Raw genomic sequence first — 11,180 nt, forward strand, 5'->3', positions numbered from 1 at the left:
CTCGGTGCGAGACCCTCTGCCCGTCGCCTGGTCTTTGTGCCCCACGCCCCTAGCGGGGGATGTTGAGCAGCAGCGAGAAGCGGAGCTGGTCGGCCAGCGGCGAGTTCTCCTGGAGGGCGTAGATGTATGAGATGTCGACGCCGACGAGGCTGTAGCGGAGACCCGTCCCGAAGGTCAGGAACTGGCGGTTGCCGTTGGCCGGGTCCTCGTAGAAGTAGCCCGTCCGCAGCGCGAAGAGGTCGTTGTACCAGTACTCCAGGCCCGTGCCGAGCGTGAGCGACCGAAGCCCACTCACCTCACGGCATTCGGCATCCACGTTCTCGGACCCGTCGGCCTCGAAGCAGCTCTCGCCGGAGTTGGTGCTCGTCTTGACGAGGCGCGACTGCCAGGAGGTAAACAGCGCCTCGTAGAAGGGGTCGTAATCGCCCGTCGCGGGGTCCTTGTTGACGATGATCTTGTTCAGGTCGAGCGCGACGAGGACGCGGTTGAAGTCGTCCAGTTGCGTGTCGAGCGCGAGCCCGAACCGCAGCGTCGTCGGGATGGCATCCGGCTGGCCGACCAGGATCGAGTCCTCCGGGGTCGACTGGACGTAGGAGATGCCGGGGCCCATGTTGGCGAGGTTGACCGCGAACGTCGGCCGCGAGGACTGGCCGAGGCCGAGCTCCGGGCCCTGGTACTTGACGCCCAGGTCGACGCCTACCGAGGTGCCCGCCGAGGTCGGGTTGTTGCCGATGTCCCGGCCGCCGGTGAGGTTGGAGTAGATCAGCCGCGCGCCGGTCCCGACGGACAGGTTCTCGGTGACCGGGTAGCCATAGCTCAGCCCAAGCGCGAACTCGTAGGACGAGAACGTGCCCAGTTCGATGCCCTGCTCATCGGTAGCCGTCTGGGTGCCGAGGTCGAAGTAGGTCAGGTGCCCGCCGAGCGTGCCCGCCGACCCGAGGCCGTGCTTGGCCGAGAGGTGCTCGTAGCTCAGGTTGGCGCCGAGGGCCGGAAGCCAGGGGGCGTGGGTGAAGGACACCTCGGTGCCCTCCTGCCCGGCGAGGCCCGCCGGGTTCCAGAATGGGGCGTAGGCATTGTCTGCTACGGCGACGCCCGCCATTCCCATGCCCGAGGCCCGGCTGTCGGGCTCGATCTGGAGAAACGGGACGGCCGTCGTCAGGACGATCTCTTCGGGCGCCTGCTGGGCGATGGCCGGGACCGCGACGAGCGCGAGCGAGGCGAGGAGAAGGAAACGGGTCATCGGAGTCGGTGGGAGAAGTCGGGGGGAAGGGGTGGCCCGAGGGCCAAGCTAGCGGATCACGGCCAGCCGCTCGACGCGTTCGGCGACGCGCGTGCCGCCGGCCGGGTCGGGCACCTCCATGCGGAGGCGGACGAGGTAGACGCCAGAGCCGAGGCGGTCGAGGTCCTCGTCGAGGCCGTCCCAGGGAATCTGGATCGTCCGGTCGGAGAGGAAGCCGCCGGGCAACGCCTCGGCGCCGTCGATGGTGCGGATGGGCCGGCCAGCCAGCGAATAGATGCGGAGCTGCACGCTCGCAGGCGTGCCGACGGGCTGGTTGTGCTCGACGAAGAAGCGTGACGGCCCGGCCGTCGGGTTGGGGTACGGGAGCACGCTGCGCACCACGAGCCCCTCATCCACGACCACGAACGAGACGGTCGCGGTGGAGGCGTTGTTGAGCGCATCCCACGCGGTCAGCGTGGCCGTGTGCTCGCCGGGCGCCAGCGCCTCGCCCCCGTTGAGGGCGGCCAGCGGCACGCGGACGGTGCCCGAGCGGTACGTGTCGAGGTCCCCCTCGTAGAAACGGCCCACGTCCACCGCCTTCGCGGCGTCACCGTCGACGGTGACCAGGAGTTCGTGGCCCACACCCGCGCCGACCGTGTTGAGGCCGCTCGCGTCCGTCAGCCGCGCCACGAGGACGCCCTGGGGCGAGGTCGGGCCGCCGTCGACGAAGGTGGAGTCGTTGAGGAAGAGCGCGATCTCGGGCCCGGAGCTGTCCGACGGCCGCGCCGAGGCCGTCGTGGCCACAGTCGCCTCGGTGGACTGGCCGACGCCGTCGGTGCCGTTCTCGCCGAGCGCGTACGCCACGACGCGAGCCGAGAGGCCCGAGTAGGAAACGTCCTGCGGCACGAGGAACGTGGTCGAGAACCGGCCGCCGGCCACGGAGGCCCGGCCGGAGAAGAGCCGGTCCACGCGCGACGTGTAGTCGCCCAGGAAGTCGTCGTCTGGTCCATCGGTGTAGCAGCAGGCGTCCTCGGGCAGTTCGACCAGCCGCTCGGCGTCGAACACCGAGATGCCGACTTCGCCCCGGTAGGTGGGGTCGGGCTGACCGTCGAGACCGAGCACCTGACCCGAGATGGTCGCCTCGGCGAAGGCCTCGAAGCGGTCGGGCACGTCCAGCGTGATGCCGCGCTCGGGCAGGCCGAGGCGCATGGCCGGGTCGCCGAGGAGGTTGAACTTGCGGTTGTTGCGCCCGGCGCCGATGGCCGTGTTCTTGGTCCGGTAGAGCGCGTCGCCGAGGCGGGCGGGGCGGCCGTCAGGCTCGCGGCGCAGCATCTGGTCGGTCAGTTCCAGGTTGAGGCCGAAGTTGAGCGCGCTGCCGGGGTTGCTGGACGTGTAGACCAGCCGCACGGTCGTCAGCATGGCGACGCCGCCGCCGCCGGAGCGCAGCAGGATTTGCTCGGCGAGGCTCTGCTCGTGGGCGATGTCGAACTTGCCGAACGAGCACGTCGCGGTCACGAAGACGGGCAGGCGGTCGGCGTTGTCGAGCGACGCCACGATGTCGGGCGTCATGTAGTCCTCGTCGCCGAGCCCTTCGGGACCGCCGTGGCCGCTGTAGTTCCAGACCAGCGTGCCCTCGTTGATCGACGCCCGGATGTCCTCCGAGACCTGCGGGCGGACGCGCCCGCGCGCCGTGATGACGCTCGGGTAGGCTGGCCCGTAGATCTTGCGTAGCGTCACCGTCGGGTCGACCGCCTCGGCGAGGTTCGCCGTCTCGTCGGCGTTGAGGACGTGGAGGTCGCGGTCCCAGCTCCGCGGGTACTGGTCGTCGGCGACGAACGTGAACTGAGTGCGCCAGTCGCCGCGCGTGGCGGGGCTCTCGTAGCGGATGATCTTGTCCACGACCGTGGCGGCATCGCTGGCCGTCCGCGACGGGATGCGCCCGATGGCGATGTCGACGCGGTCCAGTTCGCTGGACGTGTACTCCCACTCCCCCTCGTCGTCGCCCAGCAGGCCGAAGTAGTCGTCGGAGGTGTACGAGTTGGTCCGCGAGATCATGTTCTCGGTCTCGAACGGCGGGATGAAGCTGACGCCCGGGCGCTCGGGATTGGAGGCCGCCAGGTTCGGGATCCTCCGGAAGTTGTAGTGCCCATCGCCGAACAGGAGCAGGTATCGCGGAAGCTCATCGGCCGGGGCGCGGTCGTAGAGGAACTTCATGAAGTCGCGCACAGCGCGCATGTCTCCCGTCCCGCCTGCGAACTCGTTGTTGACCTGCTCGATGGTCACCACGAGCGGCGTCAGGCCATCGGCCTGCCGATGCGCCGCCAGGCGGTCGGCGGAGGCGCGGAAGTCGGGGTGCGTGACCACGACGTAGTCGGGGCGGCTCGCCAGGCCGTGGAGGTTCTGGTTGGGGACCGCGCGCGCGCCGGACGCCGTCCCCCCCGGCATGCGGATGTGCGCCCCGGTGGGGTCGAAGGCCACGATCTCTCGCGGACGGTCGGCCTCGGCAGCGACCTGGACGCGGTAGCTCGCCCCCTCCGCACGCACCCCGAGGCGGCGGATGGTGCCGGGCTCGGTCACGTCCCAGACCTGCGGCTCGGACGCGAACCCGCGCACGGCGACCTCGAAGCGGCCCGCCTCGCCGCCCGGCGTCGGGAAGGACAGGAAGCCATCGGCATTCCCCACGGCCGGACGGCGCACCACGGCCTCAACCCAGTCGAGCCACGCGCGGGCACCCTGGTACCCGCCCACGACGCGGAACGCCACGCCGAGGCCGCTGCCCAGCGTCGTCTCGGCACGGAGCACGTCCGGGCTGGCCAGGTTGCCTGTGCTGGCGCCCGAGGTGGAGACGGCCGAGGGCCGGACGGTAGCGAGGGTCTGGCCGTTCTTGAGCATCGCGATCGACACGGACGGACTGGCCTGCGCCGCCACACGCGCCCGGTAGCTCACAGGCGCCGCGCTCGCGGCGCCCACGGGGGACACGGCGAGCACCGAGAGGGTGCTGCCGCTCATGTCGAGCGACTGTCCGAACCAGTCGAGGCCCGACCCGCTGCCGTCGCGCTCGATGTTGGCCTGGTCCACCTCGGCGAACCGCCGGTCCTCGATCTGGGCGACGACCGTCGCGTCGGGCCAGTCGGGGAATGCCCCGCCTCCGATCCGCTGCGGCGTCGGGGCGTCGAGGCGGAGGAAGTAAAACGATGCCTCGGAGAACGGGCTGATGTCGTGGCTCCACTCTCCGCCCGAAGAACTCGGCACCCAGTCCCACCACTGCGGGCCCTCCGCGTAGAACAGCAACGCATCGCCCTGGACGAGCGACGGCACCTCCAGGAGGTCCGCGGGGCGCGGGGTAGCGTTGACGGCCGGGAGAACGCGCCCCCCGGTGCCGTAGACGGCGACCGAGCCCATCGAGACGCCCTCGACCCCGAGCGAGTCGCGCAGGAACGCGGCGTCGATGCGATAGACGCCGCTCTCGCGGATCGGGACCTTGACCCACCGCCCGTCGGCCAGGACGCTGCGGTCGACGGCGAGGTGGGGGTTCACGTCGCCCCGCGCGGCCAGCCGAGCCGCCACCGGCGGCCTGGGGACGCGCACGACCACGCGCCGCGCGCGGATCAGCCGCCCCTCCTCGACCCGCAGCAGGCGGATCGCCAGACTCCCGACCAGCTCGCGCCGACGCTCACCGACACCGATCACCTCGGCGGAGGCCCCGGCGAACGCGTCCGCGCCCTCGATCGGCGGCAGCGCCACCTCGTCGCCCTCGAAGGCCAGCACCGTCACCGATGGCGGCACGGCCGAGGCGAGCGAGAGTTCGTGCGAGACCACCGGCCGTCCGCCCACCGCCAGGCCCACGAGCGTGGCGAGGTCGCCCCCGCTTCGCTCGACCGCCTCAGCCAGTGGCGTCCGCCACGCGGCCGTCATCTCGACCGTGACCGTGGTCGGCGTCTCCTCGATGACCCGCAGGACGGGCCGTTGAGGGACCGTCTCAGCGTAGCGGACAGGCACTTGCGCCTCCGCGGTACCGAGGGTCCACCCCATGAAGAGGGTGCAGACGAATGCGAGACGCGACATGGAGAGCGTGCGGTCGGCGATGCCGAAGGAGCCTGGGGAGCGCAGTCACTCTGCGCGGGCGTAGCACGAACTCTCGATACGCGTCGGGGGGATGGACGGCAAGAAGATACCGGCGCCTCGGAAGCCAGAGCAAGGTGCGCCGGGGTGCCCTCTGCCTCCACCTACGCGCAGGTGCGGGATCGTCCGACGAGACCGTCAAACCGCTCTTCCAGACCCCACCCCCAGCGAACGAAGTTCTCGTGCAGCCCCGTCCCACACAGAGGTGCCCGCCTCGGCACAGCGGCCGAGGCGGGCACGGGCGGTGTCCAGCCGCCGGAAAGCCGAGGGGCGCTAGCTGTTGATGTTGCGGTGGATCGCCTGCCGCGTCAGCCCGATGCGCTCGCCGAGCTGGCTCCGGTTGTCGATGCCGGGGATGCCGACGAAGCCGTTCACGAGGCTCGTCAGGTATTCCTGCCGGAGGCGGTTGATCGGGATGGGCCCGAGGATCTTGGCGATGTCGAGTTCGGCCAGCTCGCGCTGTGCCGCGGCGGCATCCTCGTCGACGCGTTCGAGGAGCGAGGGCCAGACGGGGACCTGATCGAGCGTGGCGCGCGCCTGCTGGTAGTACTCCAGCGCGAGGCCGTAGAACTTGAAGTCGTAGTGGTAAATCTGCGCGAGCTGATGGAGCGCAAGCCCCTGCTCGGCAACGAGTTCGTTGCGAGTGGCGAGTTCGTGCGCCTTCTGAAGTGCCTCTTCACCCTGGTGGTGCTTGCCCACCTTGACGAGCGCGAATCCTTTCAGGGTGAGGGCCTTCGGGATGTACTCCACGAGACCATTGCGGCGGCTCAGATTGTAGACCCGCATGCAGACCTCGATGCCCTGCTCGTACGACCCCTGCGCCATGAGCGCGGTCGCCTTTTCGAGCAACGCGGCGATCTCCCAGGTCCGGCTCCCGAGGCGGCGCGCTTCCTCGCGGACGCGGTCGAAGTACTGCAGGGCGGCAGCGACGCTCATCAGCCGGTGGCGCATGAGCCACCCGAGGCGATAGTCCAGCACGATCGTCTGGTAGGCGTCTTGCGGGTCGATCAGGGCTAGTTCGGTCTTCGACCGCTCGACCGGCGCGTCCCGGAGGCAGCGCACGGCCTGGAGTTGGACGTGGGTCTGCAGCGTAGGCCCGAGCCGCATCTTCAGGAGCTCGTTGAACTCCAGGTAGGCGTCGTACACGCGGGCATTCTCGAGGTGGTCGAGGGCGCGCGTCCATCGCTCCTGGACAGCCGAGGGCTGGCTGCTGAGCGCATCGGTCACGCGGTCGGCGTGCTCGCGCTCGTGGGCCGGGATCATCGGGGCAGACGGCATGGTGGAAAGGCTTGAGGAAGGCGATGGCGCCGTGACCCAACAGATATCGTCCCGACGGCAGTCGCCTTAAGCCTGTCTTCGGGCACATCTGCTTTCCTTCGACGCCCCCTCGTGGTCAGTTTGGCGCCGCGCGAGCCGCTTATCTCGCAACAGGATCGCCCCACGGCGGTCATGCTCCCTCCGACCTTCGCGTTCTTCTCGAAGGAGACCGTCCCTTAGGCGCTGTCGCGCGCTCGGTCTATGCGGGCCCGGAGGGCGGCCACGTCGGAGAACAGGCCCTCAAGCCGGGTGGCCGCCTCGGCGATGGACTGGAGCGCCTCGACCACCATCTCGTCCGCCGCCGTCGCGCGGGCCATCTCGAGTCCCAGTTGGGCGTTCCCCGAGATTACCGCCAGCGGGTTGTTCAGCGCATGCGCGACCCGGCTCAGTTCCCCAGCCACCTCGTCCAGCGCTGCTTGCGAATCCCCAGGAGGCGTCGCCCCGGTGGCCCCACTCAACCGGTCCGGCAGGTCGTCGAGCGCGGGGAGAGCGTGGATCGGGGTGGACAGTCCGAGCACATCGCGCAGGGCCATGATCGCCTCCCCCCCTTCCACGTCCGGCCCGAGGTAGACCGCGTCGAAGGCGGTCCCGGCGAGGTAGGCGCGGGCGTCCCGCGCCGTCGCTGCAGGGGTCACGGTGGCCGCGATGTCGGGGCGGGACGAAAGCCAGGCCTCGGCGTTCGGGTGGACGAGCAGAACGATGGACACGGTCGAGGGTGCGATTCTCAGGCCCTACGCCGGATGCATCGGCCGGGTCCCCCGTCCGCCCCACAGACGCCACAAACACGTGACAAGGCGCGGTTTCGACACCCTCCGGTGTGCTCCGCTCTCCCCGACTATACGCCGAGGCGGGCCCCCCGTGGCAGGCTGTCCCCGCTGGCCCCTGGCAGGTCCACGTAGGCCGGGATCTCGACCCCGATGAGCGTTCGCAAGTCCGACCGCCCCCCCATGTCGGCGTCGACGCGCTGCCAGATGAACTGCCGCGTGCGGGTCTGTCCGTCACGGCCGACGACGCCGTGCCGACCGAAGAAGGGAGACTGAGAGGGGCTCCAGAACCACTGCGTGAACGCGGTCCGCTCAGTCGGGCTGAGGCCGAGCACGTCCGTGGCTGCGGCGAAGTGGGAGACGCTGGCGATGGCGCGTCCGGTGAGCCCTTCCGCGGCGCCGCTCCAGCGACTGGTCGCGCCGCCTGCATCGAACGACGCGATCACGACGCCCGAGGCGTCCAGGATTCGCTTCAGGGTCTGTTGGCCCGCCGAGAGTTGGTGGACGCGCTGGTCGACCATCAGGTCGAGCGTGTCGGTGAAGGCCGAGACGCGGCGTTCGAGCTGCTTCTCGTGCGCCTGGTCGGTGGCCTGAAACAGGACCATCGAACGGCCATTGAGCTCGAACCCCCGGAGCGAGACCTCGACGGGACGCGTTTCGTCGTCGCGGCTGATGAGGGCGTACTCGATGCCCGTGATCGCGCTCCCCTCCTTGAGCGAGCGCTGCGCGAGTTCCATCAGGGGGAGGACCGGGAACGTCTCGTTCAGGGCCTCGGCGCGCCCGCCGCGGACGGCGGCGATGGGGAGCCCGGTGGCAGCGTAGAAGGCAGGGTTGGCGTCGACGATCTCGCCATCGAGCGTGCACAGGAGGACGTAGTGCGGGTTGATCTGGTAGAGCGCGGCGATGTGCTCCTTGGTGTCGCGCGCCTCACGGCCGAGTTGCTGGAACCGTGTCGTGACCGGACGGAAGGCTTCCGCCAGCGGGCCCAACCAGACCCCCGCGTGCCGCAACAGCGCGTCGCCATCGGCATCGCCCTGGGCCACGCGCTCGCCGAGGAGCGCCAGCTGATGGGCGGTGCGCGGCCCCGTGTACCAGGTCATCACGACGAACACGCCCACGAGGAAGCCCCACAGCGACGCCGTGGCGAGGACGGACTGGAGCACCGTCCCGTCGGGCAGGGCGTCGGGAACGGGCGCGACGGCCACCAGACGCCCGCCACCGGCGAGGTCGGCGGCCGCGAGGCCGTAGGCGACCCCGGCCACGTCGGCGACCGGATCGAGGCCTTCGAGGGACGCCACGGTCGCGCCCCAGTCGGCCGCCTCGGCGAGCGCGGCGTCGGTGGTGGCGACGAGCCGGCCCGAGGGGCCGTACACCATGAGCGCGTCCGCGTCCGGGTCGGCAAAGCGGTTCAGGGATGCCTGGACGCCGTCCCCGCCGAGGCCGCGGCTGACCGTGTGCGCCCGCGCGCCGAGCTGATCGACGAGCGCGCGGGTCGTGAGCGAGGCGACGCTGCTCAGATGCAGCATGGCCCCGGCGACGGCGATCACCGTCACGACGAGAAGCCCGAAGATGGCGGCGCGGACGGCCGGCGTCGGGGAAAGCATGGAGGCGGGGTGCGCCGAGAGCGCGCCGGGGACGTCGCGCATGGCGACAGGTCGGGACAGGGGTATCGGTCCCCCGTGCGCCGACTAAACCCCGGGGGCGTCCGGCAGGCCCTCGCGCTCGTCGTCGGTGCGGAACCCCTTCTCCGTCTCGACCACGCGTGCGGACGCGATCGTCGGGTCGTGCTCGAACACGAGCCGCCACGTCTCGCTCGCAGCCCGCGTCAACAGCCGGTCCTTCTCCTTGATCGTCTCCAGCGGCTCCACGTCATAGGCCATGCCCCACAGCAGCGGGACGTGCGCCGCCGTGGGCACGAGGTCGGCCGCGTAGAACAGCGACCGGTCGCCGTCGTGGATGCGAGGGAGTTGCTGCGCGCGCGTGTGGCCGTCGACGATGTGCAGCTCGACGTTCTCAAAGGGTGAGGCGGTCGAGTCGAGCAGGACGAGCCTCCCGGAGGCCTCCAGCGGATCAAGGTTGTCGGGCAGGAACGACGCGGCCTCGCGCTGGCTCTCGTGGGCCCAGGCCCAGTGGTCGGCCTGCACGTAGTAGGCCGCCTCGGGGAAGGTGAGGACCAGGCCGCCGCCGGGCGTGCGGCGCGTGGCCCCGCCCGCGTGGTCGAAGTGGAGGTGCGTCAGGAGCACATCGGTGACCTCCTCCGGAGTGACGCCGAGGCGCTCGAGGGAGCCCACCAGCGTCGAGTGCGCATGGTCGACGCCGTAGATGTCCTCGAACTTGGCATCGGCCTTGTGCCCCAGGCCGGTGTCGACCAGGATGGTGCGCCCGTGGCCGCGGAGCAGCAGGCACCGCATGGCGAGCGGGATCCGGTTTCGGTCGTCCGGCGGGATGCGACGCGCCCACAGCGGACGCGGGACGATGCCGAACATGGCGCCGCCGTCGAGGCGAAGCCGCCCGGCTTCGATGAGGTCGATCTGGTAGCCGCCGAGGGTCATGGGGTCAGAGGTGTGGGTCTCACGTCCAGACGAAGGAGCGATGCGTACTGTTCACGGCCTCGGCCTCCTCACTCCAGCGGCTCCTCACCGGTCACCGACTCCGGCTCGCCCTCGCGCCAGGTGTTGAACTTGTCGACCAGCGCGGCCTGCATGCCGGGCGTCGCGGTCCGGACGAGAGACCAGACTTCAGGGGCGAGCGCCTCGACCGGACCGTAGAGGAGCGACGCGTCGCGGTCGGCGGGGTCGACCAGGACCGGCCCGCCGCCAGGGATCGGGGCGTAGGACGACGCCAGGAGGGTCACGCTCAGCCCGAACGCAGCGCGGAGCGCGCCGAGGCCGCCGCCCGCTGCCGTGTCGAGCGCGCCGAGCTTGATCGCCTCCAACGTCTTCCGCAGGACGTGGGCTGCGACCGTGAGCGCGGCCAGCACCGCCCCGAACACGACGATGAACCCGAGCACCGGCGCCGTCCGGGCGCTGACGCCCAGGCTGGCAGCCACGACGTCGCCCACCGGCGCCATCAACGCGGTCGCGGCCACGAACCCGAGCACCCAGCCGACGGTCCCGACCGCCTGCATCAGCGCGCCCGTCCGCAGCCCCCGCCAGAGGCCGAAGGCGAGGACGAGCCCCAGCACGACATCGAGACCGCTCATCCCGCGCCCAGGGCCGCCTTCACGGCCGCCTGCACGCGCCCGCCCTCGGCGACGCCCTTGAGCTGGCCCATGGCCGGTCCCATCACTTTGCCCATGTCCTTCATCGAAGTCGCCCCGGTGCGCGCCACGACGGCGTCTACGACGGCGCGGATCTCCTCGTCGGTCGCCTGCGCAGGGAGATAGGCCTCGATGACAGCCAGCTCGGCGGCCTCGTGCGCCGCGAGATCGTCCCGGCCCGCCACCTCGAACTGGGCGATCGAGTCGCGCCGCTGCTTGGCCTGCTTGGCGATGATGGCGAGGACGTCGTCTTCCGTGGCGACGCCGGTTCCCGCCTTCTCCTTCTCCGTGATGGCGGTCCGGATCATCCGGATGGCGGAGAGGCGGACCTTGTCCTTCTCCCGCATGGCGTCCTTGAGATCGGCGGTGAGGGTGTCTTTCAGCATGGGGGTAGAGGCGGGTTCCGGGTTCCGGAGTCCGTTCCCGGGTTCCAGGTTCCGGTTCCCGGCCGTTTACGGGGAGGAGAGAAGGATCCAGGGTACGCACGGCCGACACGCTC

General features: G+C 70.6%; 8 protein-coding genes. All 8 read right to left on the minus strand.

Going from position 1 to position 11,180, the window contains the following annotated elements; all coding sequences use genetic code 11:
• Nucleotides 1-49: 49 nt before the first annotated feature.
• A complete protein-coding gene (porV, locus tag B1759_RS16790) occupies nt 50-1,240 on the minus strand; it encodes a type IX secretion system outer membrane channel protein PorV (RefSeq protein ID WP_095516238.1) in 1,191 nt (396 codons plus the stop codon).
• A 48-nt stretch (nt 1,241-1,288) separates the two neighbouring features.
• A complete protein-coding gene (gene porU, locus B1759_RS16795; RefSeq protein WP_095516239.1) occupies nt 1,289-5,284 on the minus strand; it encodes a type IX secretion system sortase PorU in 3,996 nt (1,331 codons plus the stop codon).
• A gap of 330 nt (nt 5,285-5,614) precedes the next feature.
• Nucleotides 5,615-6,619: a tetratricopeptide repeat protein gene (locus B1759_RS16800; RefSeq protein WP_143537454.1), complete on the minus strand. Its 1,005-nt coding sequence runs from the start codon at nt 6,617-6,619 to the stop codon at nt 5,615-5,617.
• Between the two features lie 215 nt (nt 6,620-6,834).
• The gene (locus B1759_RS16805) at nt 6,835-7,365 is read right to left on the minus strand and encodes a histidine kinase dimerization/phospho-acceptor domain-containing protein (protein ID WP_198948976.1); all 531 of its coding nucleotides are present in this window, start codon (nt 7,363-7,365) and stop codon (nt 6,835-6,837) included.
• Between the two features lie 128 nt (nt 7,366-7,493).
• A complete protein-coding gene (locus B1759_RS16810; RefSeq protein ID WP_095516241.1) occupies nt 7,494-9,068 on the minus strand; it encodes a hypothetical protein in 1,575 nt (524 codons plus the stop codon).
• A 42-nt stretch (nt 9,069-9,110) separates the two neighbouring features.
• Nucleotides 9,111-9,974 carry an MBL fold metallo-hydrolase gene (locus tag B1759_RS16815; protein ID WP_095516242.1) on the minus strand — a complete coding sequence of 288 codons (864 nt, stop codon included), beginning with the start codon at nt 9,972-9,974 and terminating at the stop codon, nt 9,111-9,113.
• Between the two features lie 68 nt (nt 9,975-10,042).
• Nucleotides 10,043-10,624, minus strand: a complete 582-nt coding sequence (locus tag B1759_RS16820; RefSeq protein ID WP_095516243.1) for a CvpA family protein — start codon at nt 10,622-10,624, stop codon at nt 10,043-10,045.
• On the minus strand, nt 10,621-11,067 hold the full coding sequence (locus tag B1759_RS16825; protein WP_095516244.1) for a GatB/YqeY domain-containing protein: 447 nt from the start codon (nt 11,065-11,067) through the stop codon (nt 10,621-10,623). Before B1759_RS16825 ends, B1759_RS16820 begins: the two co-directional genes overlap by 4 nt.
• Nucleotides 11,068-11,180: the final 113 nt, after the last annotated feature.

The organism is Rubrivirga sp. SAORIC476 (assembly GCF_002283555.1).
Taxonomy (GTDB): domain Bacteria; phylum Bacteroidota; class Rhodothermia; order Rhodothermales; family Rubricoccaceae; genus Rubrivirga.

Excerpts from the sequence above, each read along its gene's own strand:
- B1759_RS16815 (WP_095516242.1), bottom strand. The coding sequence starts at position 9,974 with ATGACCCTCGGCGGCTACCAGATCGACCTCATCGAAGCCGGGCGGCTT.
- B1759_RS16820 (WP_095516243.1), bottom strand. The coding sequence starts at position 10,624 with ATGAGCGGTCTCGATGTCGTGCTGGGGCTCGTCCTCGCCTTCGGCCTC.
- B1759_RS16825 (WP_095516244.1), bottom strand. The coding sequence starts at position 11,067 with ATGCTGAAAGACACCCTCACCGCCGATCTCAAGGACGCCATGCGGGAG.
- B1759_RS16800 (WP_143537454.1), bottom strand. The coding sequence starts at position 6,619 with ATGCCGTCTGCCCCGATGATCCCGGCCCACGAGCGCGAGCACGCCGAC.
- porV (WP_095516238.1), bottom strand. The coding sequence starts at position 1,240 with ATGACCCGTTTCCTTCTCCTCGCCTCGCTCGCGCTCGTCGCGGTCCCG.
- porU (WP_095516239.1), bottom strand. The coding sequence starts at position 5,284 with ATGTCGCGTCTCGCATTCGTCTGCACCCTCTTCATGGGGTGGACCCTC.
- B1759_RS16810 (WP_095516241.1), bottom strand. The coding sequence starts at position 9,068 with ATGCGCGACGTCCCCGGCGCGCTCTCGGCGCACCCCGCCTCCATGCTT.